Genomic DNA, 21,825 nt, shown 5'->3' with positions numbered 1-21,825 from the left:
ACATACGGTGTGGCGAGATCGTTGCTTACACTGTGGCAGCTGTTTTCACGGCACCACCGCCATTCCATTAGCGGTCACACGCGCGGCGATGAAGTCGCGGGCAATGCGAGCCTTGTCGACGGAGTCCGGGGCGTCGTCGTTCCACATCTCGATCATCAGGCGGCCGACCCACCCCTGCTCGCGCAGGAGCTGGAAACTGCGATCCCAGTCCACGATGCCGGTACCCATATCGACCCGTCGCGGCTCGCCGCACCGAACGTCTTTGGCATGCAGTGCCACCATGTGCCCACGCCCCGCTGCCAGTTCCGTCGCCGGATCTAGGCCCTGTTCAGCAATATTGCCCAGATCCGGATACACCTGCAGGTACGGCGAATCGATAGCGGAGACGAACTCCATCGCCTTGCAAATCGAGGTGACATCGGCGCCGTCGACGTTCTCAATTCCCATGACAACGCCGAGGCGTGCAGCCAACGGAACTGCATCGGCAAGCATTTGCTTGTACCAGTGTTCGGCGTCCGGATTGGGATCCTCGTAGTAGCAGTAGTATCCGGCAATTTGGATCACGCCTACACCCAGTTCGTGACACACTTTCAGCCCGCGCGCCATCACTTCCCGGGCGCGCCGCCGCAGCGTCGGATCGCTACTACCTGGCGCAATCTTGCGATGGACGGACAGGCAGATTCCACCGATCATTGTTCCTACCGATTCGGCCGCGTGGCGTACTTCACGGCATGTCGTCGCGTCCCAATCCAGGCGCACCTCACGTTCCGCTGACTCATCGATTGACAAGTCGAGGAACGAGAAGCCGGCTGCCGGTACTTGCTCGAAATACGCACGCCACTCGTCGCCGGTGATCGGAACTGAACCCAGTGCCTCGCTGGCGGATGCTCCCGCGCGAGACGGGTTCGAGATCAGCGCCTTTTCGTAGATACCGAGACTTACACCATCGCGCAACGGATCATCGGCAGGGTGTTGCTCTGCCTTCGTGCTCTGCGCGGCGAGGCTCATGACCACACCTGTTCGATGGTTGTGCGCAGCTCGTGGGCTGCGGCTTGGGGGTTGTCTGCCGCCACAATGGACCTGCCGGCGATGACGATGCCCACCATTCGGTCGGCGAAGGCAGGAAGATCTTTGGCCGAAACTCCGCCAGTTATAGTGACGGTGAATCCCATATCGGCCAGTTCATCGACGCGATCCATGTCCTCCGGTTTCCAGGAAAGGTCACCGGCCGCCTCCCGGTCACGGGAACGCTTGACAATGACGTGTTCCACGCCAGCCTCACGCCATTTGCGGGCACGGTCGGCATCGAACCATTCGTCTGCCAGTTCCACCTGCACCTCGCCGTGGAATTCCGCGGCAACTTTGCAGACTTGCTGGATGGTGGTCAGCGATGCGCCGGCTACGCAAGAGACCATGTCTGCCCCGGCCTCAAAGGCTAAGCGTGAGATCTTCTCGCCGGCTTCGGCGATCCTCACATCGGCCAGAATCTTCTTGTCCGGGAACAAGGCACGAACAATGCGCACGGCATGGTATCCCTCGCAAAGCACGAGAATGGTGCCACATTCGATGATGTCAATCTCATCCGCCGCCTTCTGCAGCGGACCGAGAGCGCTGGGAAGATCGTAAGTATCCAGTGCAACTTGCAAGCGCGGTGTCACGTCAGCCCCTCACCGGATCCCAGGCGAAGAAGGTGGCCGCATTGTTCACCAGTAGGTCCTGCACGTAGCCACGGTCAAAGCCCTCGTCCTCCACCAGGCGCGGCGCGAACACTGCTGGGTCATAGTCCACGCCGGAAACCGAGCCATAAACCTTTTGGTAGGAGGCCTTGCCGGAATCGGTGCCAAGCAGGATCTGTTTGCCGTATCCCTTCTCGCCGAGAACCTTGAGCAGGTTGACCCGGGCGTTATCCGGCACGTACTTGATGCGGTTGGTGCCGTCCAGTTCCACGTAGCAGCCGAGCTTGGTGATTTGCTCCTGTACCCACGGATCCCAGTTGCGCTGAATATGACCGATGGCGATCTTCTCCGGTGCCACGCCCTCATTGACCAGGAAACGAGCCTGTTCCGGTCCGCAGGTGCCGGCCGTGACGTGGGTGTTGATTGGCGCCCCGGTCTCCTTCGATGCAATGGCGACGGCCTTGCCGGTCTTCACCTCCCAGTCTGTGATCTTGCCGTAGGCGGTTGCCCACTTGATCACACCTGCCTTCACATCCGTTCGCTCCACGATTGGACCCATGTAGTCATAGCGGTCAATGCCTTCAACAATGTCCGCGATCAAGAGATCGGCGATTTGGTTGACCGTGTACTGGTTCACCCAGCTCTGCCGCCATTCGAGGTATACCTTCTGCTGGTGGAATCCGGTGGAAGCAACGATTTGCAGATCGGGCACCTTTGCTGACACTTGGCGAAGCTTGAGCACATCACGGCCGGATGAGGCCGGGCACATGTCGATGACTGTTCCACCGCCCGCCCAGTTCTTCGACGCATCGACGAAGTAGCTGGCCTCTTGGGCAGCCTTTTCAACGTCGTCAAGTAGATGGTCCGGGTCGATGTAAACCTCTCCAGCACCAACGCGAATAAGATGATCGTGGGCGTTCACAACTCCCAAGGTCTCCGGTGCAACATCGCCGTCGATAGTTCGCACGATTGTCATTGACTTTCCTTTCACTTGTCGGTCCGCGTCCTTTGCGGTTGTCGCATCTGGCTGCGACACATCTACTGTCACCCTGAGCAAGCCGGAAATGAACACCTACAATGCACATCTGTGCTATCGTTGTGCTAACCACGTCAGCATAAATCCCCGATTTTCTGCGCTTTGATTCCGAAAAGAAGTGGAAATATACACATGTGTGCATCAATAGCGATGGCTAGGCAGCGACGTCGACTCGAGTTGCTCCTCAAGGTTGCAACACGGTATTGGGTCGATGGCGCCTCACAGGCCGATATCGCTCGCGAACTCGGCTATTCTCGCCCGCAGATCTCGCGCCTGCTGCAGGAGGCGCGAGAGCGCGGTGTCGTCCGCATTTCTGTTCAGCACCCGCTCAGTCGCGCAGTCGAGGCGGAAGAGCAACTGGTGAGTCGCTTTAACCTTGCGGGCGCCCACGTAGCCTTCGCCGACGACGCCGATCCGCAGTCAACGGCACCCGTCCTCTCCCTGGGCGCTGAACTCCTCTTATCGATGCTCAAGCCAGACTCCGTCGTCGCGGTAACAAATGGCCGTGCGGTCGCCGGAGTCGTTGCGGCGCTGCCCACATCGCGACACCACGAGGTCACCGTGGTACAAGCCATTGGCGCCATAGCGCGAGACAACCACATGGTTGATTCCCCGGATCTGTGCCGCCGCCTGGCCGCTGTATTGGGCGGGAATTACCGCATCCTTCCCGCGCCTCTTTATGTCAACGACTCGCATGCAGCCTCGGCACTGCGGCGCGAATCAACCATCTCACTGACTATCTCGATGGCGTCACATGCCGACATCATCTTGACCGGCATCGGCGCCACCACACGCGCAGGAGCCGGCGCAATCTTCGATCTCTGGTACGGTTCGGCGGAAATTGCAGAACTGCTGCGCATGGGGGCCGTCGGTCATATAGGCGGACATCACTTCAATGCCTCTGGTCAGCACACCGACGGCAACCTATGCCGTCGGTTGCTCGGGGTTCCCTTCGACCGCATCCGCGACTCCTCGGATGTTATCGCCGTCGCTTGGGGGGAGGAGAAGGTGCCAGCCATTCTCGGGGCGCTGCGGGGCGGGCTCGTGAGCCATCTCGTCACCGATATGCGCACTGCCAATGCCGTGCTGGCACTTGACGACGCCGCCTGACGTGCACAACGCACGATTCTCCGGGTTATCCCCAGTTTTCCGCGAATAATGCGGAGCTTGGCGGAAAACCCGGAGAACAGCATCGGCCTGGCATGTGAGTTCGTCCTCCAACCCGACGACTGGTTCTCAAGCGCGGCCCACCGGTGTACTGTTCCGGCACACTACCCACCGCATCATCAGGGCACCCGGCGCACCATCAGGTCACTGACCAGCAGGTAGGCGGCCGCACCACCGGCAAACCACTCACCACACGAGTAGGTAGTCATCCCTCCGCCACCCCCACCGCACCAGCAGGTCACCAACCGCACCGGCACAACAGAAAGACCGGCAGCCGCCACGTGCGACTGCCGGTCACAAGTACTGTTTGAACCGCTGCTTACCTCACGGTGAAGGACATACAGGAGGCGGTCTCGCCACCTACGGTGATGCCCTCGGCCGTACACATGAGGTCATCGTTATATGCGCATTCGAGGCGCTGGCAGGCACCGACCTGACCGTTAGGAGAAGGAAGGCCTCCGCGGGCGTCGAGTGCCACAAAAGTGGTGCAATTCGGCTGAGCTGCGGAACCAGCCACGGTAATGGCGAAGGCTGAGCATCCACCATTGTTGTACGCGCAGCTGGTCACGGAACAGGTCGTCACGGGAGCGGGAATGCTCATGATCGTTTCCCCTTTCGATAGCAGGAATCACGCGTCTGACACTTTGACGCTACGACCACCGCGGTCCGACGACCAGGCAGGTTATCCTCCCCGACTTTACGTTCTCGCCACAGCAAAACCGCGGAGCGCCGCACAAAACGGCATATCAAGCGGAATCAAGCACCGAATTAGACAAGGAAAATCGCGCACAATAGTTCGCCGCACTACCAGCCCGCCCAGCTACACCACCAGCCTGAGCAACCGCGCCGCCAGCCGCCCGACCAGCTACGCCATCGCCCCAAGCAGCTAGGCGTCCCGCGAGGCCTCATCCAATACCCGCACCATCTGCAGCGCTGCGACAGTCGCCTCATAGCCCTTATCCTCCGAGGAGTTCTCCAGTCCGGCGCGATCCAACGCCTGCTCCACGGTGTCACACGTGAGCACTCCAAAACCAATGGGGGTGCTCTCTTGCAGCGCCACATTCGTCAACCCAATGGTTGCGGCGTCGCAGACGTAGTCGAAGTGGGGTGTTCCACCGCGAATAACCACGCCCAAGGTGACCACGGCGTCGTGCCGAGCCGCTGCCGCCTGCGCCGCCAACGGCAGTTCGAAACTGCCCGGCACCCGGATCACGTCGGCCCTAATGTCGGCATCAGACGCAGCTCGCAGTGCTCCTGCCAACAATCCGTCCATCACTTGCTTATGCCACTGTGCCGCAACAATTGCCAGACGGATCGCACTACCGTCAGCATGCCGCCCATCACTGGGTGATAGAGCCGTCTGCGGCATCCCTTGATTAGACATTCTGTACTCCTTCCACATGCAACAGGTGGTGCATGCGATCACGTTTGGTCTGCAGATAGCGGATGTTTTCGGGGCGAGCGGGAACCTCAAGCGGAACGACGCCAACGACGTCGATACCGGCGTCGCGCAATCCCGTCACCTTGTCCGGGTTGTTCGTCAAGAGGCGGACACGCTGGATTCCCAACGCCCGCAGAATTGCAGCGGCAGCCGTGTAGGAGCGCGCATCCACGGGCAGTCCTAGCATTTCGTTCGCATCGACGGTATCCGCCCCCGCCTGCTGCAGCTCATAGGCACGCAGTTTGTTAAGAAGGCCGATACCTCGCCCCTCGTGATCCCGCAGATAGATGAGGACGCCTCCCTCTGCGTGAATCTTCGCAAGCGCCGCATGCAGTTGTTCGCCACAGTCGCAGCGATGCGATCCGAGCACATCGCCGGTCACGCATTCAGAATGGAGTCGGACCAGCGGCGCCTCAGTGGTATCCGGCAATGGAGCTATCAGGGAGATATGCTCGGCCCCCTCCAGTGCCCAGGCTTCGGCCGAGAACGCGCCGAAGTCGGTCGGCAGTTCAACCGTTCCCGAATGCTCGGCGGCAGGAAGACCATCGCGCACGGGTTCCATAGCCGGGTCCGTCACGCTGCGAAGCCGAACGCCTGCGTCACGAGGAGCCCCCGCATAATCGGCTTCGTTCGCGTACCCAGTGCTACCGGCCTCACTATTGTTCAGGCCGTGGGATGCTGTGTTCTCGGCGAGGCGCAGGTACTGTTGCAGGCGTTCAATAGTCATAATCTGCAGACCATGTTCGGCCGCGAAACTGCGCAGGGCGTCCAGCCGCATCATGGACCCGTCGTCGTGCACGACTTCCCCGATTGCGGCCGCCAGTGGAAGGCCCGCCAGGCGGCACAGGTCAATGGCAGCCTCGGTGTGCCCGGCCCGTTCAAGCACTCCCCCCGGACGTGCAATAAGTGGGAGCACGTGCCCGGGCCGTTGCAACTGATCGGCTCCCGCGGTCTCATCGGCCAGAACCCGCACCGCCGCACAGCGGTCATGCGCGCTGATACCGGTCGAGGTACCGAATCGGGCGTCGCAGCTGACGGTGTATGCCGTCCGCTTAGGATCTTCGCTGTCGGTTACCATCAGCGGCAGTTGCATCTCCTCGGCACGCTCCCGGGTAATCGGAGCACATATGAGACCCGAGGTGTAGCGAACCAACATACCTACGGTTTCCGGAGTGGCCAATGCCCCCGCAATGATCAGATCACCTTCGTTCTCGCGATTCTCGTCATCGACGACGACTACCGGCCTCCCGGCGGCGAATGCCGCCACTGTCTGGTGAATATCTGCGAAGTCCTGGTCAATGGCCCGTATCCTGTTACCGCAGCGCAATGGCGTAGTGGTAGGTGTGCTCTCAGCCTGTTCGGAATGCGAAGCCGTGGCGTTCCTATTGTGCGAATCGGCCCCGGTGAGCCGTTCGGCGCGGGGATTATGCGCGGATACCTTCGCCATTGCTCTCCTTATTGTGTCGGTGATAGATGTAGCACGACGTCGTCGCCGCACTGCTCGGGGGGTGTATCAAGTACGAAACGATGGGCTGCGGCGAGCGTAGCGATTCCCAGATCGCCGACAGATCGCTTACCGGTTCCGAAGAATATGGGTGCCTGGTAGATGACGAGGGAATCGACGAGTTCCGCCGCAATAAAGGCCGTCGTGACAGTCGGGCCACCCTCTACGAGCACATGTTCGATTCCCCGAGCTGCAAGTTGCGCCAACGCTTCCTGTGGGTTATGCGTGTGCAGTTGGCACCAGCGCCCGTCCCGCAACGCCGCTGTCGAGGGAACCGGGGTATGCCCCATAACCACGCGAAGCGGCTGCGCCCCTCGTTCGACACCATGCGCGTTGCGGGCGGACAATCGGGGATTGTCCGCGGCAACTGTTCCGGTACCTACCAGTATCGCGTCGGCCTGCGCACGCAATTCGTGCCCGGCGTGGCGTGCTTCCATACCCGTAATCCACTGACTACTGCCATCTGCGGCTGCCACGAATCCATCAATCGATTGTGCGATTTTGGCCGTCACGAAGGGGCGGTTCTCCGTAATCGCGCGCAGCCAGCGCCGGTTCAATTGGCGTGCCTCATCGGCGCATAGCCCGCTGACAACATCGATGCCCGAGCGTCGCAGGTAGTCCGCACCACCGGACGCCTGCCGGTGCGGGTCTGCGACCGCGTAGACAACACGGCCGATTCCGGCATCGATCAACGCGCGCGTGCACGGCCCGGTGCGCCCCGTGTGGTTGCAGGGCTCGAGGGTGACAACCGCCGTCGCACCCTGTAGGTCATAGCCTGCAGCTTGCGCCTGAGTGATAGCTTCGACCTCGGCGTGCGCCGTGCCCGCACCATGGTGGTAACCGGTGGCTACAATCTGCTGGTCCACAATGATGCTTGCACCAACGAGAGGATTCGCACCACGCACGCCCTTGCAAGCGGCATTAAGCGCGCCGCGCATCGCAGTCACTTCATCGGCCCGCCACAGGGCACTGCTCACAGCTCATCCTCCCGGTGTCCTCATCGACCCGGGGAAGCGAGAGACACCCGCATGTGCGCCAGTCAACGACCGAACGACATGCTGGAGTGCATGACTCACATCATGTTCCTCCCATCCAGACTCTTACTGTCGGTTCCGGAATTTCACCGGATCAGCCAGCCCTTCCGGGCTGGGTCGCGGACTCTCACCGCCGGTACGGAGTTTCACCGTCCCCGGGACATGACTCTTTTAGTATGGCAGTGCCTGCGCCGTCTGTCGACTACATCCGCTCAGCGGACACGCGAGAGATGCGTAGCGGGACCTACGCGTGCGACCCTTCGCCTGTCGACGTCACCGTCGTCAATAGGAACGCGCTGTTCTCAACCGCAAGCACTGAGTGACGCTCGTGGGTCAGAACCCACAGTTCACCCGTCTTGAACTCTCCCTGTAGCTCGTCACCAATTTCTACTCGCACCTTTCCGGCAAGGACCTGCAACGACGCCGCCGGCGGCGAGTTGTGTGTGCGCAGTCGTGTGCCCGAACGCAGCGCAATGATCGTTTGCCGCAGCACGCCGTCGCGTGCGACAAGTTCCGCACTGCGGCCGTCTTCCGCAGACTGCGCTGCCTCCAGGTGGTCAGTAACCTGCCTCATCAGATCGGCCATATTGTCTCCTCCAGTGATCTACTGCCGTAGGTGAACGTATCCGTTATTATCACGCCTCGCCGCGCCACCATGCCGACGGTTACCGACACGGAAAGCAGCATTGTCAAGGCCAACCGGATGGGACTGCCCGTATCGACATCGATTGGTGTCATCTGCCTTACAAACAACCCCAAGGACCGGTCACAGGTGCCCATAGTATCAAGGTTGAGACCTTGCTACATGTCAGGCGTTTCATGATTATTGTTTGTCAACATGTCCCGTCATGAACGTCGCCACCGAAGCCGAAGGCAACGCGGACGCCTCTCTTGCGTCAGGCCTGTTCCGCGCTTGACGACGTCGGCCTGCCCCATTCAAAAGCGTCAAATGTAGCATACGGAAAAGCCGAAGATCGCCGACATCGCAGCCAGATCGTGGGCGAATTCTTCGCACTCAGCGTAGTAATCGCTCACTGTCAGCTAGTCGGCAGAAGTAACACGCGACAAGCCGGAGAGGAAGGAGTAGATGATGAGTTCCTCATCCACCGGCGCATTGCGGATCACACGTTGCATCAGTAGAGCATCAACAAGAGCAGCGAGATCCGCAGCGCGCTCTTCCACGTCCGCAACATTCAAGCTCTGGAGAAACGGAAGCACCTCGCGGCTGAAGTGTTCGCGCACCGAAGTCCCTCGCAGCAGCGCATCGTAGAGTTCAGGATCGGAGCGACACTCCATGAGTAGTAATATCCTCGCCCGATGATCCTCCGTACGGCGAGCCGAGCGTGCCAGACCAGTGGCTACTCGAGCCGCCACGCTCCGCTCGTCCTCCACATTCCATGCGGCTGTCGCAACCTCCACCGACAGCTCTTCCACCGTTCGCTCCGCCAATCGTTCTACAACCAGTTTGATCAAGTCGCGGCGAGTTCGCGCATAATACGATGTCGATCCATTTGCGAGGCCCAGCTCACGGTCGACGTTCAAATGCGTAAGTGCGCGGGCCCCTCGTGCTGACAGAATATGAATCCCCGCATCCGCAATCTGCCGGCGACGATCACTCATCTCCCGTCCTCTCATGGAATCCGCTCCTATAAGAACCCGCCCGGAATCAGTTCGCAATTTATCTCGACGAGGCACCTCCATAAGTATAGAATCTCCACCAAGGCTCTACGACTATAGAGGTAGGCGGATATGATCGCATGGTTTGACGAGGCGGACGCGGGTAACGCACAACGCGTAGGTGGTAAGGCGTTGCATCTGGCGGAGTGCGCTCGTGCCGGTTTTCCCGTTCCCCGCGGATTCTGCATCACGACGCGCGCCTATCGAGAGACTCTAGGTAGCAGTACCGCGCAGATCCGGGAGGATGCCGCCAAAGGCAGGGCGTCCCTTGCGCGCAACCGCATCCTTGAGAGCGTCATTCCACCAACCGTGCAGACGGCGATTTGCACTGCGTACCGCCTTCTTGGTTCCCCACCGGTTGCTGTGCGTTCCTCTGCGACAGCTGAAGACCTGGCGGAGGCGAGTTTCGCGGGTCAACAAGAGACTTTCTTGGGCGTTATAGGAGAAAGTGCCGTACTCTATGCCGTTCGCAGGTGTTGGACCTCACTGTGGTCGGATCGTGCCGTTGCCTATCGCAAAACGCAGGGAATACCCGATGACGCTCTCGCCCTCGCCGTCGTCGTCCAGACCATGGTTCCCGCCGATACGGCCGGCGTGCTCTTCACCCGGAACCCCGTCACCGGCAGCGAAGACACAATGCTTGTCAACTCGTCATACGGACTGGGCGAATCGGTGGTCACGGGTCTGGTCACACCGGATACCTTCACCCTCGCCCGACGACCACCCGGCGTGCTCACCCGAGAAATAGGCCGCAAGGAAACACGAATTGACGCCTCCCCGGGCAGCCCACCCACCACTCGGACTGTGCCGGAGCAGGACCGAGGCCGACAGAGCATTACGGATAAGCAACTCATGCGCCTGTTGGGTTTAGGCGAGCAAGTCGAGGCCTACTACGGCTGCGGACAGGATATTGAATGGGCCTTTTGCGGGGAGGAACTCTATTTGTTGCAAACGCGGCCCATCACCACCGCAACAGAAGCCGTCGTCTCAAGGAACGAACGTGCTGCGGCGCGTTTAAGCAAAGTACTGCGTGACGACATGATTGAACACTACCCCGCACCATTCCCGCTTGACCTGTTCGCTGTGCATCAAATACAGGACGCAATTCAAGAGCTCATGCGAGCAGCCGGGCTGAAAGTCGATTCGGCCGCCGCCCTTATTCGCGGCGAGGGCACCGGGGTTATCCGCATTCGTATGACGGCGCCGCGTCCAACTCTCACCACGCCGGCACGCTTGGCTGTCCTATTTCACCGTGGAATGTCGCACGACCCTGCACGCTGGACCCACGAGGAATCAAGACTGCGCTCGCGCCTTGATGCGATGCTCCAACGAGTCACGCGCCTGCGCGAGATGAGCGACCGCGAGGTCATGGACCTGGTTCACCTTTCCTTGGCGGAGTGCTCACGCCTGACTGCCAGTCGATTCCTCAACTACAACGCTCCTTTGGTGGTCAACCGGACGATCTGCTCGCTCCTAATCCGATTGGTACATGCGAACCCGCAGGTTACACCGGAGGAGCTCCTCATCGGCGTTCCGTACAAAACGGCGGCGATGACCGCGCAAATCAGCCTCTTGGCGCAGCAAGCACGCGAATTTGGTCTCACAGCCCTTCTGACAGGCACACCTTCCGACCGGCTACCGGCTGTGCTGAGCGGTAGTAAACGAGGTCGACAGTTCCAAGAACTTGTCGATGAGTTCCTCGCTTCCTACGGCGCTCGCTGCACTCGTCTCTATCTGCCATTCTCAAATAGATCCTGGCGGGAGGATCCTGGTTCCTTCTACACGCTGCTGGCAACGACACTGCGGGGCAACCCGGTCCAGATTCCACAGAACACACCCGCATTGTCCACACCGCCACATACCCGCGGCGAGAACACTGCCCGATTCATCAACGCCCGGCTTCCACGGCCGCTGCGTTTCCTCTGGAAGAGGAATGCGCGGCGATTTCAAGCACGCCACATTGCCCGCGAAGGAACAGCCTACATGCTCGAAGAGTTCTTCTGCGTCGCCCGGGCGGGTATGGACGAGATCAGCCGCCGCCTCGCTGATCGCGGACAACTCGACGATCCTGCAAATATCCGGTTCCTGTACATGGAGGAGGTGCAGCAGGCACTCGACGACGCTGATAAGCAGCTCTCTTCACTCGCCGCGAGGCGTCAGCGAGTGCGCCCCACCGCACAGTCCGTGTGGCTGGATCGCGGCGACCCCGAAGTTGGCAGCACACTAGACGAGTTGCACACTCTACGTGGCCAACCATCCAGTTCCGGACGCGCCTGCGGCCCGGCGCGAATCATCCACTCGCCGGACGAAGCTGCGCGGCTCCAGCCCGGGGATATCCTCGTGTGCCCCTACACCGACCCAACGTGGACGCCGCTATTCGCCGTCGCGGCGGCCGTCGTCGCTGATTCCGGTGGTCCGCTTTCTCATGCGGCGATTGTTGCCCGCGAGTACGGGATTCCCGCCGTACTCGGAACCGGCAACGCCACTTCTCTGCCCGACGGTGTGGAGCTGCTCGTGGATGGCACTGCCGGGACCGTGACGATAACAGATCCGGCAGCCCCTTCATCTCACAGTCCCTCCTGAGACGAGCGAGAGCTGCGGGCTTTCGCTCTTTCCGTGGGCAAATGACGAAGCTACAGCGAGGCGCGGGCACGTGACCGCCCGATTGCGAGGGCGACGGCGAAGATAGCAACAGCAAACAGTGCACATACGCCACATTGGCCGACATAGCCGAGTATCGTTCCCGTGCTCGCCGCACCAGATTGGGATGCCCCCATAATCGCCTCGTTGGCCCAGTAGCCCGGGGTGAAACGCGCCAGGGTGGTCAGACCGTCTGGCATGAGCTCCAGCGGTATCCACGCTCCCCCCAGGAAGCACATCGTCATACCGCCAATATTGGCGACCGCGTTGGCGGCATTATCTCCTCCGCCGAGTTGGCCAACCAGGAAGCCGATGGCAATGCCATTGAGCATCACGGCGAACAGCGCCAGACCCAAAACCCCAATTGAGGGCGCTGATGTTGCGAGAGAATCAAGTCCAAAAAAGACCAGTCCCAGAGCCGAGATCCATAGCCAGCCGAGGAAGCCCACCATCAGACACGCCCACATAACGCTGACGTTACGCGAGGTACCACTCAGCGGCGCTGCGGAGAGGCGTGAACGGACAGGACGTCGGTTCAATGCGATCAACAGAATGGTGATGGCGACCACGCTAAAAGCAACCATCGGGTACATGGAGAACTCGGCGAACACGCGCAGGCCGTTCGGAAGCGGTGGATCATCCGCTGTCACAAGCTCTACATCGGCGCTTTGTGCTATCGCCTCATCGGCCAGCGCAATCGCCTGCTCGGGACTGCTGCCCGCCAGCGAGAGATAGTTGTAGACCTGCGCCAGGTAGCCATTAACGCGAGTATCAAGAAGCGAACCTGCGGCGGAGCGGTAGTTGACGACCGTATCGAGGAGAGGAACCTCCGTTTGTTCACTCGCAGCGGCGCGAAGGCTATCGCCATATCCCGCGGGGATAATCACGATGTACGAAATATAGTCTTGTGCCGTCGCATCTTGAATGGAGCGAGGGGTGTCCTCAAGATCCGTTACCTCCCCCATCGATTCAACATATGCGGTGAGCCCGCGCGAAATTGCCGAATTGTCTCTGTCAATCACGGCAACCGTGTATTGCTGCGTGTCGACAACTTCCTTTTCGAGGTTCTCTCCACCCTGCACTTTTCCGATGAACAGGCCGAAGGAGCTCAACAGTACGAGGTAGATGAGAATGTATAAGCGGTGAGCCGCAGCAACCTTCATTGATGTTCTAAAGACGTTCATAGCTCATCCTCCTCATGCGGATCAATGCGATAACAAAGAAGACACCCGCCATGGCACAGATAACCATGCAACTGCGCACGAAGGGCTCCATCTCGTCGTAATAGAGCAGAGACAAGAAGCTGCGCGTCGACTGCCACAGCGGGTTCATTTGCGCCACCAGTGGTGCACCTTGCTCAACCATATTGGCCAGACGCTGGGAAGCATCTCCGTACAAGCCCGTGAACAACGACAGCAGGCAGCTTATTGCGGAGACGATCCCTGGGTCGCATTGCCGAATCGTTCCAAGTACTGATCCACCCGCGCACGTCATAAGACTCGACAGTGCGATGGCAAGGACTAGCCAACCCGCCCGAGAGCCGAATTGCACTCCTGCGACGAACTTCAGGAACATGAACACCACGATCATGCACCCGAACATGCAGATCCAGGCACCGGCGATGGTGCCAAGCAGCACCTTCCAGCGTGGAATGCCCGCCAGGGTCCGCCGCGCTCCGACGGCCGAGGAACGGCCAGCAACGTTTCGCACGGCTTCGAGGGCCATCAGAGCCCCCATTCCGCAGGTGAAAGCCAGCAGAGCGTAGTAGTACCGAGTTGCCGGTTTGACCACCGTCTTTGTCACCTGGGTGCGCTCGGTAAAGACTCGCGTAACTTCCGCTGTAACAAGCTGTTGTGGGTCGAGCCCCTGCGCAGCGAGCGCCGCATATTCGGCTTGTTTTTGAACATACGAGTCGAGAACCGCGCGCAGCACAAGGGCGGAACTCGTGCCGTTCCCTCTCGTCGTGAGATGTAGAACTGGAACTCTGGAATCCACGGCGATGTAGCCGAGGATGTCGTCGTCCTTCGCCGCCTTCTCAGCCTCCTCTACAGACTCGTGGAATGACACCGTAATGAGTTGGTCATCCCCGGTGGCGAGGGCTGTGACCATCTCGTCCAGACCGGGTGCCTGCTCGAAGTCCTCGTCGTGCACGATGCCGATGGCGATTGGTTCTGCCCGATACACCTGATCCAGATTCGAGAACATGCCCATGAAGATCAACGACAGCGAAATGGGCAAGCCCATGGTCCATAGCAAGGTGATCTTCGAACGCAGAAGATTCAGTATTTGATATGCACAAGTCGCCCACATATCAGGCCGCCTCGTCGCGTAGCTCTCGCCCGGTCAGTTCCAGGAAAACATCATTGAGGGTGGGCGGCTCGGAAGTGATACGCCCATAGGCGATACCCTCCGCGCTCAACACTCCCAGCACATCGGCCAGGTTATGCGTGCCGTTTGTACACTCGATAAGCAGCTCCGGCGCCTCCCATGCAACCGTGCGCACATGTTGGATGCGACGCACCGCATCGAGGGTGGGTTGGCGCGGATTCTCCGGCTGAAGAACTTCGACGCGTATCCGCTCCCCGACGCCGATCATGGCTTTCAGTTCGTTATTGGTGCCACTCGCAATCTCTCGCCCGCTATCCATGATCATGATGCGCGTGCAAAGCTGTTCGACTTCCTCCATGTAATGGCTCGTATAAATGACGGTCACGCCCTGCGCATTGAGGTTCTTGATCCCATCGAGGATGGCGTTGCGACTCTGCGGGTCTACGGCAACCGTCGGCTCATCCAACACGATAAGGTCCGGCCGATGGGCAATGCCGCAGGCGATATTGAGCCGCCGCAGCAGACCCCCAGAGAGCTTCTTCGGCCGGAACCTCGCGAACTTCCCCAGACCGACGAAGTCCATGGCCTCGCCCACGAGGCGTTGCCTTTTCTTCCGGTCGGGTACGTACAGAGCGCAAAAGGCGTCAATGTTCTCTCGTACGGTCAATTCCTCTAGAACAGCTACTTCCTGCGGCACAACGCCGATGCGCCGTTTCAGATCGTAGGAGGTAGCGCGGATGGGACGCCCGAACACTTCAATCTCGCCGCGATCATATTTCAGCAGCTGCAGGATGCAGTTAATAGTGGTCGTCTTACCTGAGCCGTTGGGGCCCAAGAGCCCGAAGATCTCACCGTGCGCGATTCCCAATGACAGGCCATCAACCGCTAACAGTTCGCCGTAGCGCTTCACCAACCCGTTAACGCTCACCGCTTGGGCGCTATCCGTCTGATCGGTCATGTCGGTCATGCCGCTTCCTTTCCTTTCTGCCGTCTCGATCATTGCAGGGAAGATATGTTAAGGAGGAGTGAAACCTGTCATCGGATTTGCTTGCAGCCATGAGTTTTGTCAGGGGTTGTATGTAGCCTTCGTATAATCTCCTCATGGGACCATTGGCAGATAAGACGGCGATCTTCGTCGGATGCATCGTCCTTCTACTGCTTTCCGGGCAGCCTTATGCGCAGCAGATCTGCTGGCTGCTTAGCGCACTTGCGCTCAGTGGTTTCAGTTCTTCTTTTGCAGGCACCCGTATCGCCGCCATCTGCGCACTCGCATACCTTGCCGCCAGCTGTTTCTCACCACTCTCCCTTCCCGGAATGGCGCTTGTCCTCTACGATCTCACCCGCACCGCCGTGCTCTCACGCCAGGCGTATAGATGGCTGCCCGCGCTGGTCCCGTATCCCCTTATCCTCGTACACCGCCCGGTCGAGTCCGCCGTCTACGTCGTCGTGTATGTATTGGCGGCGACTCTCGCCGTACGCTCGGCGCAAGTCGACGTCATTCGCGCGCGTCTATTCGCCACGCGCGATGACCTACAAGAAAGACTGCGCGAGCTACAGGATTCCAATGCGCGGCTTGTGGAGTCCCAGGATTACGAGGCTCGCGCGGCCACGCTTGCTGAGCGCACGCGGATTGCCCGCGATATCCATGACAATGTGGGCCATCTGCTCACGCGGCTGATTTTCCGTGTCAAGGCACTGCAGATCGTGCACAAGGACGACGGCGCGATAGTGGGCGAGCTTGACGACGTCGGCTCTACGCTCGACGAGGCGCTCGGCTCCATGCGTCGCAGCGTGCACACGTTGGCAGATGAGGGTGTTGATCTCCCCGTCACTTTGAATCTGCTCGGCCAGCGCTGCGGGATCGACGACGTCGTCGTGGATTGCACACTGAACGAATCCCCGCCTCCTACCGTCGCTCAGTCACTTATCGCCGTGGCCCGCGAAGCTCTGACAAACGCAGTACGCCACGGCCACGCTCGCTCGGTCCAGATCAAGCTCACCGACTACCCTGCTTTCTGGCAATTGGTCGTCGAAAACGATGGTACGGTCGGCGAAAAGGATCGACTCGACCATAGCGAGGGTATGGGCGTGCGCTCCATGCGGGAGCGGGTAGAGTCGCTGGGAGGTGTGCTGCGGATCAAGACCGCACCGGTCACAGTATTCGCTACTATCCCCAAGCAAAAGAGGAAGAGGCCATATGACTAGTCCTCGGCTCGGTTCGGAACATGAGCGCCTCCTCAAAAAGCTCGTCCTGGCGACCTTTCGCCGCACGGCTGTTCCCGGCGGCGTCGTGCAGCTTGTTGGACCAGATGGCCCCAAACTCACCGTCGAATACGGCGGGCTCGGCGCAAACGATCCGGTAATACTCGGTTCCACAAGTAAGTCGCTAACGGCCGCGCTCCTGCTACAACTCGCCGAGGAAGGCACGATTGACCTCAACACACCGATCACGCAATATCTGCCGCAGGCAGGAGTACCGCAGGATGTAACCGTCGTCGACCTCGCCCATCATTGCAGTGGACTTGCCACCGACGCCACCCCGGGGCACATGCGGCTGGCGCGAGGCCGCGCTTTTCGCTACGCGAATCAGAACTACAATCTGCTCGGGCAGGTGATTGAGGCAACCCTGGGCGTTTCCTTCTCCGGCGCCCTGCAGCAACGTATTCTCACACCGCTCGCCATGGCCGACAGCACAGTTGAAAACCGGTGCCCAGAGACGGCACACCCAGCAATGTCACCCCGCTCAGAAGCCGACTGCGGGCACAAGCGTGCAGATTCATGCGGCATATCCACCCCGACGCCGTCCGCGCGTCAGCGCAGTGCGGAGAGAGGTGTTTCGGCAACAAAGGCAAGCCGGGCCCACCGTTCCTTCCTGCCGTCACCCCGCGAACCAGTGGGGCATGTGAGCATATTCGGCTTTCCTTTGCCGGTACGAGACTTTCCTGCCGGGGCGCACTCCTGGATTCAAGCTCCTTCCGGCGCCACATACGCCTCCGCCGCCGATGCGGGCCGCTTTCTTTCCATGCTGCTAAACGGCGGCGCCGCGAACGGGCAGCGGTTCCTATCCCCAACGGCTCTGCATCGCATGCTTCACGACGTTGTACCGGCAGATGGCAGCCCGGCGGTTACAGGCGTGCTCGGGGAAAGCGGTGAGTACGGCTTCGGCTGGATTCGCAAACGCTTTCGCGATCAGTGGGTTCATCTGCATGTTGGGAAAGTGCCCGGTTCAACGACGGTATTCGTGTTATTGCCTGCCTTGCAGCTCGGTTTCGCACTCCTGGTCAACATCGGCGATTTCCTCGTCCGTCAACCCCTGGTGGAACGTCTCGCTGACAACATCGTCCGCGTCCTCGTCGGTGCGCCGCCTCTTCCCATCCCCAACCAGTGGTCGCGGCAGGTACTGCTCAACGCTACCTATATCGCATTGCTCGGTGGTGCTGCGGCGGGTGCACGTGCCCTACCGAAACGCACAGCTGCAAAGCTGACTTACCACGCCCTTCTACCCGCATCACTTGCAGCGGGCGTGCGCAAGCTTTCCGCCACACCGTGGCCGTGGCTCTTGCGCTTCGTACCCGAGGCCGCCGCGGTGCTCGGTGCCGGTGCCGCAGCCAGTGGCATCAGCGGTATACTCGCGCTTATACCCGGCAGTAGCAGTGCTTTGAAGTCTGGCGCTAGTTCGAAACTGGGAACTGATTCGTGCCGCTACACGGCCTCGAGGACCGGAACTCATCCGAGCCACAACACCAGCGGAGAGGGAACACCATGAGAATACTCATCGTTGACGATGATCCTATTGTTGCCGACTCACTGAGCACGATCCTCTCGGCGCAAGAGGATATCGACGTCGTTGCCCAAGGGGCCAATGGCCCGGAGTCGGTCACGCTCTACGCGCAAAACAAGCCCGACGTGCTGCTCATGGACATCCAAATGCCCGGTGGCGATGGCCTCGAAGCGGCGGAGCAGATTCTGGCCATAGACCCGCAGGCACGCATTGTTTTTCTTACAACTTTCGCTGACGACGAATACATCGTCCGCGCACTGCATATGGGTGCGCGCGGCTACCTCATTAAACAAGACATCGCACGAATCGCACCCGCCTTACGCTCCGTGATGGCCGGAATGCGTGTTCTGGAAGGAGAGGTGCTGGAGAGTTCGGCGCTGCGTGTGAAGTTACCGGGAAGCTCGGCTCGCGCCTCGGAGTTCGATTGCCTCACTGATCGTGAGTACGAGGTAGTAGAAGCTGTGAGCGAGGGCTTAGATAATGCCGAGATTGCCCAGGCGCTTTTCATGAGCGAGGGAACGGTGCGCAACCATATCAGTTCCATACTTGCCAAGCTGGGGTTGCGGAACAGAACGCAGATCGCCGTGCTCTATTATCGCTCGGGCCAGCAGGTTTGATTACCGCTGGGCCAGGAGGCTTGATTGCCGCCGGGTCCGACAGGCTTGACTACCGCTCGTGCCACCAGGTTTAACCGGAAGAGCCGCTTAACCGGTCGGCTGCCGGAGCGGAGGCGACAAACGCCACCCGGTGCCGTAAGGCATACGACCTTCCCAAGGTCGGTCATACACGGGCGGTGGGATTCGCGCCCGCACGGGGGAGACTCGGACCCACACGGGGAGACTTGTCCCTACACGGGCGATTCGTGCCCACACGCCGAGATTCGTGTCGCCACGGAGGTACATGTCCACAAATGCGCGGCCTCACATGGTGTGAGACACAAAAGCGGCGGGCTTCCGGTGCGTGTCCGCCAGCGTGCGGACTCGCGCTGTGAATAAGGGGCAGGTACGGGCCGTGGATACTTCATGTTTCAAGTGCGCAGACTCACGGGCACCGGCAGGCCAGCGGTATCACAAGCACGCCATCAGGCCGACGATAGGCGGTAACACCTGCAGTGATGATACCCAGGAACGACGGCTCTCCCATGCGGCGAGTATCCACGCGTTCGCGCAGACGTCGCAAACGCTTGGCTGCATCGTCCAGTTCACGCGAGCCGATTTTCACTTCGAGCGGCGCCCAGCGCCCATCAGCCAGCACGACAACGGCATCGGCTTCCAATCCGGTCTTGTCACGGTAGTGGAAAAGCGCACCATCGAGGAACTCTGCGTAAATCCGCAAATCCCGCACAACCAGTGACTCGAATTGGAGTCCGAAAGCTTCAAAATCTGCCATGAGATGGACGGGGCCCAACGCATCACGGAAGTGCCGATGGATGGATCAACAAAATGCCGAGTCGGACTTGTTCTAATCGCCGTGCGGGAACGCAACGCCGAATTCCAAGTGGCCAGGTCCTCGATAACGTAAGCACGAGTTAGTGCATCAAGATAGTCGCGCACCGTGTTCGGCGCGATAGAAGCATCGTCGGCGGCCATGTCCGCCGCAATTGTTGCCTGTGCAGCCTGGGTGGATATATGCCGTGCGTATGACCGCACTAATGCGCGCATACGCGTTGAATTACGACGTGCACCATCCATGCGTGCAACATCAGAGCGAATAGGCCCCTCAACGTACGTTTGCGCTAACCGACCCACTGGCACCGTATCGCCAGCCGTAACTGCGGCAGGCCAGCCTCCACGGCACAAAACCCGCGCGATTCCTTCCACAACAAGCAGCGAAACTCCACCGATCTCGGTGTCGCCATCGAAAACCGCTTCCAGGGAAACACTGCCGCTGGATTCCATTGATTCAAAGAGACTCATCGTTCGCATGGTGAGGGCTGCGATTCGTCCTACACCGGAATGTGCGCTCGTAACCGTGGGGGTTGACGAACCGGTCAGAACAAACTGTCCCGGTTCTCCCCTGCGATCAACAGCAAACCGAATCGCGTCCCACAGTTGCGGCGCCATCTGCCATTCGTCGATAAGGCGCGGAGTTGCGCCCTCTAGCAACGCGGAAGGCTTAGCATCGGCAAGCGCCAGATATGACTAGCTACGATCGGGATCCTGAAGGTAAATGGCGCTTGCCGCGACTTGCGAGCAGGTCGCCGTCTTTCCACACCATTTGGGCCCCCTGACCTGAACAGCTCCGCTGTGTGCAAGAAGAGCCGCTAATGCGTCATCTGGGACGCGACTCATGTAGCGCGTAGTCACCGTCCCCTCCTCCAGTCACATACAACTGGTAACTCAAGGAAAAGCGTACCTCATTGGGTGAGTTGGACTGTTTTCATTGCGTGAGTTGGACGATTTTCATTGCGTGAGTTGGACCGTTTCCACTGTGCGAGTTGGACTGTTGTGGGGGCCGACGCCGAGACGCCGACCGTCACACTGTCGACATCGTCGTGTCAGTTGGACTGTTGTGGGGGCCGACGCCGAAACGCCGCCCCCGCATCACTACTGTTTCCAGCGGCGCAAATGCGGTAGTACCGCCGTCATATATGAGATGGCTTCGTCGTTTGTGATTCCAGTACTTTCGGCCATATAAGGCGCGCTGAACTCAATCAGCCCATCCATGGTCTCTTCACCGACGAAAGTGCCGTCCTGGTAGCACCAGGCGCAGTAATCCTGCGAGAGGGTTCCATCGGCTTCGGCACCATGCTGCTCCGGCTTCGGGATGGGCATGCCACAGCTCTGGCAGTTTGGCGCTGGCGGAAGCCCAAGAAGCGTCGTAACCGGCACGTCCAACGCTCTTGCCAATAATTTACACATATCGACACCCGGCGTGGTCGCACCGGTCTCCCATCGCGATACCGCCTGCCGCGTCACCATGACCTCATCGGCCAGATCGCTCTGGGTCATCCCGCGGACAGTCCGCGCCTTCGCAATCGCTTCTCCAATAGACATTTCAACCTCCTTGTCAGCCGCTCCTTCGGGCGGACCTGGTATAGCCAGAGCACAGTTACCGCCGCGCCGTCAAGCAACCGTCTGTTGCTTCTGCCAGCGATGAGACGGAAATCTGTTGCTTCTGCCAGCGACACGACCGAAACACGAGTGCCTTCACGGTCGCGGGCGAGTGCCTTCAAGTCCCCACCTGAAAGCCCAGCTAGCGCATCCTCGAGTTCGCTGACTTCGGTCCAGGCCCCAGCTGACAGTGCCCGCCGTAAGTCCGCGCGCCGGCTAGCAGACCTCCGCGATACACCGCTTTGTGTCATTTCTGCACTGGCTATTGGGCTCCATCGCTTGCCAACGCGATGCCCTGCCCGCAAACGCTTCTCACATGAGAGGTTATGCCCGTAGATGATTCAGCTGTCTGTGCGAAGCTCCGACGGCACTTCTCTCCTCGTCGACGTTGTGCCGCTCCACGGATGCCAAATGCTCCGCCCCACCAGTGCCCAGGACGACTGGGCGCCCATAGCTGCGGCGGCCAGGAGCCTCGGCGGGTTCGGATT

The 21,825-nt window shown here is 60.0% G+C and carries 20 protein-coding genes, 1 pseudogene and 1 riboswitch; of the genes and pseudogenes, 5 read left to right on the top strand and 16 right to left on the bottom strand.

The annotated features are described in order from the left end of the window. Positions 1-45: 45 nt before the first annotated feature. Genes EKN07_RS01465 through EKN07_RS01455 form a run of 3 tightly spaced genes read right to left on the bottom strand, consistent with a single transcriptional unit; the run spans position 46 to position 2,652 of the window. A complete protein-coding gene (locus EKN07_RS01465; protein WP_126145484.1) occupies positions 46-1,008 on the bottom strand; it encodes an L-ribulose-5-phosphate 3-epimerase in 963 nt (320 codons plus the stop codon). Beyond that, positions 1,005-1,658 (bottom strand): 3-dehydro-L-gulonate-6-phosphate decarboxylase, encoded by a 654-nt coding sequence (locus tag EKN07_RS01460; protein WP_108715488.1) that lies wholly within the window; start codon positions 1,656-1,658, stop codon positions 1,005-1,007. The genes EKN07_RS01465 and EKN07_RS01460 overlap by 4 nt, the downstream gene beginning before the upstream one ends. Position 1,659: 1 nt before the next feature. Further along, on the bottom strand, positions 1,660-2,652 hold the full coding sequence (locus EKN07_RS01455) for a phosphotriesterase (protein ID WP_108715487.1): 993 nt from the start codon (positions 2,650-2,652) through the stop codon (positions 1,660-1,662). Positions 2,653-2,844: 192 nt separating this feature from the next. Here EKN07_RS01455 and EKN07_RS01450 point away from each other — a divergent pair, with 192 nt between their 5' ends. After that, entirely contained in the window at positions 2,845-3,822 is a 978-nt protein-coding gene (locus EKN07_RS01450) for a sugar-binding domain-containing protein (protein WP_206435645.1), read from the top strand. A 376-nt stretch (positions 3,823-4,198) separates the two neighbouring features. On the opposite strand, the gene EKN07_RS01445 is transcribed toward EKN07_RS01450, so the two are convergent. The 7 genes from EKN07_RS01445 to EKN07_RS01420 all read right to left on the bottom strand — a co-directional run bounded on the left by EKN07_RS01445 (position 4,199) and on the right by EKN07_RS01420 (position 9,478). Continuing rightward, the gene (locus tag EKN07_RS01445) at positions 4,199-4,480 is read right to left on the bottom strand and encodes a DUF1540 domain-containing protein (RefSeq protein ID WP_108715486.1); all 282 of its coding nucleotides are present in this window, start codon (positions 4,478-4,480) and stop codon (positions 4,199-4,201) included. A 285-nt stretch (positions 4,481-4,765) separates the two neighbouring features. Next, positions 4,766-5,263, bottom strand: a complete 498-nt coding sequence (gene ribH, locus EKN07_RS01440; RefSeq protein WP_108715485.1) for a 6,7-dimethyl-8-ribityllumazine synthase — start codon at positions 5,261-5,263, stop codon at positions 4,766-4,768. Then, on the bottom strand, positions 5,256-6,767 hold the full coding sequence (gene ribA, locus EKN07_RS01435; protein WP_126145483.1) for a GTP cyclohydrolase II: 1,512 nt from the start codon (positions 6,765-6,767) through the stop codon (positions 5,256-5,258). Before ribA ends, ribH begins: the two co-directional genes overlap by 8 nt. Before the next feature lie 8 nt (positions 6,768-6,775). After that, positions 6,776-7,801: a bifunctional diaminohydroxyphosphoribosylaminopyrimidine deaminase/5-amino-6-(5-phosphoribosylamino)uracil reductase RibD gene (gene ribD / locus EKN07_RS01430; protein ID WP_241228096.1), complete on the bottom strand. Its 1,026-nt coding sequence runs from the start codon at positions 7,799-7,801 to the stop codon at positions 6,776-6,778. 98 nt (positions 7,802-7,899) lie between these two features. Continuing rightward, positions 7,900-8,026, bottom strand: a riboswitch (FMN riboswitch). Between the two features lie 76 nt (positions 8,027-8,102). After that, positions 8,103-8,444: a cupin gene (locus tag EKN07_RS01425; RefSeq protein WP_126145482.1), complete on the bottom strand. Its 342-nt coding sequence runs from the start codon at positions 8,442-8,444 to the stop codon at positions 8,103-8,105. Then, a complete protein-coding gene (locus EKN07_RS12445; RefSeq protein WP_164505464.1) occupies positions 8,432-8,596 on the bottom strand; it encodes a hypothetical protein in 165 nt (54 codons plus the stop codon). The genes EKN07_RS01425 and EKN07_RS12445 overlap by 13 nt, the downstream gene beginning before the upstream one ends. 303 nt (positions 8,597-8,899) lie before the next feature. Beyond that, positions 8,900-9,478 carry a TetR family transcriptional regulator gene (locus EKN07_RS01420; RefSeq protein WP_108715482.1) on the bottom strand — a complete coding sequence of 193 codons (579 nt, stop codon included), beginning with the start codon at positions 9,476-9,478 and terminating at the stop codon, positions 8,900-8,902. Positions 9,479-9,607: 129 nt separating this feature from the next. Between EKN07_RS01420 and EKN07_RS01415 the strand changes: the two genes are divergently transcribed. Then, positions 9,608-12,118: a PEP/pyruvate-binding domain-containing protein gene (locus EKN07_RS01415; RefSeq protein ID WP_126145481.1), complete on the top strand. Its 2,511-nt coding sequence runs from the start codon at positions 9,608-9,610 to the stop codon at positions 12,116-12,118. A 50-nt stretch (positions 12,119-12,168) separates the two neighbouring features. On the opposite strand, the gene EKN07_RS01410 is transcribed toward EKN07_RS01415, so the two are convergent. The 3 genes from EKN07_RS01410 to EKN07_RS01400 are packed head-to-tail and all read right to left on the bottom strand — an operon-like array spanning position 12,169 to position 15,470. Next, the gene (locus EKN07_RS01410) at positions 12,169-13,359 is read right to left on the bottom strand and encodes an ABC transporter permease (RefSeq protein ID WP_126145480.1); all 1,191 of its coding nucleotides are present in this window, start codon (positions 13,357-13,359) and stop codon (positions 12,169-12,171) included. Beyond that, positions 13,346-14,485, bottom strand: a complete 1,140-nt coding sequence (locus tag EKN07_RS01405; protein ID WP_126145479.1) for an ABC transporter permease — start codon at positions 14,483-14,485, stop codon at positions 13,346-13,348. Before EKN07_RS01405 ends, EKN07_RS01410 begins: the two co-directional genes overlap by 14 nt. 1 nt (position 14,486) lies before the next feature. Next, positions 14,487-15,470, bottom strand: a complete 984-nt coding sequence (locus EKN07_RS01400) for an ABC transporter ATP-binding protein (RefSeq protein WP_205647333.1) — start codon at positions 15,468-15,470, stop codon at positions 14,487-14,489. Positions 15,471-15,604: 134 nt separating this feature from the next. Here EKN07_RS01400 and EKN07_RS01395 point away from each other — a divergent pair, with 134 nt between their 5' ends. The 3 genes from EKN07_RS01395 to EKN07_RS01385 are packed head-to-tail and all read left to right on the top strand — an operon-like array spanning position 15,605 to position 18,901. Next, complete coding sequence (locus EKN07_RS01395) at positions 15,605-16,708, top strand: histidine kinase (protein ID WP_126145478.1); 1,104 nt, start codon at positions 15,605-15,607, stop codon at positions 16,706-16,708. Next, complete coding sequence (locus EKN07_RS01390; protein ID WP_126145477.1) at positions 16,701-18,269, top strand: serine hydrolase; 1,569 nt, start codon at positions 16,701-16,703, stop codon at positions 18,267-18,269. The genes EKN07_RS01395 and EKN07_RS01390 overlap by 8 nt, the downstream gene beginning before the upstream one ends. Beyond that, a complete protein-coding gene (locus tag EKN07_RS01385) occupies positions 18,266-18,901 on the top strand; it encodes a response regulator transcription factor (RefSeq protein ID WP_126145476.1) in 636 nt (211 codons plus the stop codon). The genes EKN07_RS01390 and EKN07_RS01385 overlap by 4 nt, the downstream gene beginning before the upstream one ends. 424 nt (positions 18,902-19,325) lie before the next feature. Here the strand turns inward: EKN07_RS01385 and EKN07_RS12925 are convergent, their stop codons facing one another. The 3 genes and pseudogenes from EKN07_RS12925 to EKN07_RS01375 form a co-directional block, all read right to left on the bottom strand. Beyond that, on the bottom strand, positions 19,326-19,673 hold the full coding sequence (locus EKN07_RS12925) for a DUF4143 domain-containing protein (protein ID WP_240611435.1): 348 nt from the start codon (positions 19,671-19,673) through the stop codon (positions 19,326-19,328). Positions 19,674-20,245: 572 nt separating this feature from the next. Beyond that, positions 20,246-20,347 (bottom strand): annotated as a pseudogene (locus tag EKN07_RS12920) (hypothetical protein); the annotation flags it as partial. A 483-nt stretch (positions 20,348-20,830) separates the two neighbouring features. Then, positions 20,831-21,280, bottom strand: coding sequence for a zinc ribbon domain-containing protein (locus EKN07_RS01375; protein ID WP_108715476.1), 450 nt, complete (start codon positions 21,278-21,280; stop codon positions 20,831-20,833). Between the last annotated feature and the right edge of the window lie 545 nt (positions 21,281-21,825).

The sequence above is a fragment of the Actinobaculum sp. 352 genome, assembly GCF_003957265.1.
Classification (GTDB): Bacteria; Actinomycetota; Actinomycetes; order Actinomycetales; family Actinomycetaceae; genus Asp313.
The sequence above is the reverse complement of the archived record's forward strand: the minus strand, read 5'-3'. Positions and strand labels throughout refer to the sequence as shown.

Excerpts from the sequence above, each read along its gene's own strand:
- EKN07_RS01465 (WP_126145484.1), bottom strand. The coding sequence starts at position 1,008 with ATGAGCCTCGCCGCGCAGAGCACGAAGGCAGAGCAACACCCTGCCGAT.
- EKN07_RS01455 (WP_108715487.1), bottom strand. The coding sequence starts at position 2,652 with ATGACAATCGTGCGAACTATCGACGGCGATGTTGCACCGGAGACCTTG.
- EKN07_RS01450 (WP_206435645.1), top strand. The coding sequence starts at position 2,845 with ATGTGTGCATCAATAGCGATGGCTAGGCAGCGACGTCGACTCGAGTTG.
- EKN07_RS01445 (WP_108715486.1), bottom strand. The coding sequence starts at position 4,480 with ATGAGCATTCCCGCTCCCGTGACGACCTGTTCCGTGACCAGCTGCGCG.
- ribH (WP_108715485.1), bottom strand. The coding sequence starts at position 5,263 with ATGTCTAATCAAGGGATGCCGCAGACGGCTCTATCACCCAGTGATGGG.
- ribA (WP_126145483.1), bottom strand. The coding sequence starts at position 6,767 with ATGGCGAAGGTATCCGCGCATAATCCCCGCGCCGAACGGCTCACCGGG.
- EKN07_RS01425 (WP_126145482.1), bottom strand. The coding sequence starts at position 8,444 with ATGGCCGATCTGATGAGGCAGGTTACTGACCACCTGGAGGCAGCGCAG.
- EKN07_RS12445 (WP_164505464.1), bottom strand. The coding sequence starts at position 8,596 with ATGACACCAATCGATGTCGATACGGGCAGTCCCATCCGGTTGGCCTTG.
- EKN07_RS01420 (WP_108715482.1), bottom strand. The coding sequence starts at position 9,478 with ATGAGTGATCGTCGCCGGCAGATTGCGGATGCGGGGATTCATATTCTG.
- EKN07_RS01415 (WP_126145481.1), top strand. The coding sequence starts at position 9,608 with ATGATCGCATGGTTTGACGAGGCGGACGCGGGTAACGCACAACGCGTA.
- EKN07_RS01410 (WP_126145480.1), bottom strand. The coding sequence starts at position 13,359 with ATGAACGTCTTTAGAACATCAATGAAGGTTGCTGCGGCTCACCGCTTA.
- EKN07_RS01405 (WP_126145479.1), bottom strand. The coding sequence starts at position 14,485 with ATGTGGGCGACTTGTGCATATCAAATACTGAATCTTCTGCGTTCGAAG.
- EKN07_RS01400 (WP_205647333.1), bottom strand. The coding sequence starts at position 15,470 with ATGACCGACATGACCGATCAGACGGATAGCGCCCAAGCGGTGAGCGTT.
- EKN07_RS01395 (WP_126145478.1), top strand. The coding sequence starts at position 15,605 with ATGGGACCATTGGCAGATAAGACGGCGATCTTCGTCGGATGCATCGTC.
- EKN07_RS01390 (WP_126145477.1), top strand. The coding sequence starts at position 16,701 with ATGACTAGTCCTCGGCTCGGTTCGGAACATGAGCGCCTCCTCAAAAAG.
- EKN07_RS01385 (WP_126145476.1), top strand. The coding sequence starts at position 18,266 with ATGAGAATACTCATCGTTGACGATGATCCTATTGTTGCCGACTCACTG.
- EKN07_RS12925 (WP_240611435.1), bottom strand. The coding sequence starts at position 19,673 with ATGGCAGATTTTGAAGCTTTCGGACTCCAATTCGAGTCACTGGTTGTG.
- EKN07_RS01375 (WP_108715476.1), bottom strand. The coding sequence starts at position 21,280 with ATGTCTATTGGAGAAGCGATTGCGAAGGCGCGGACTGTCCGCGGGATG.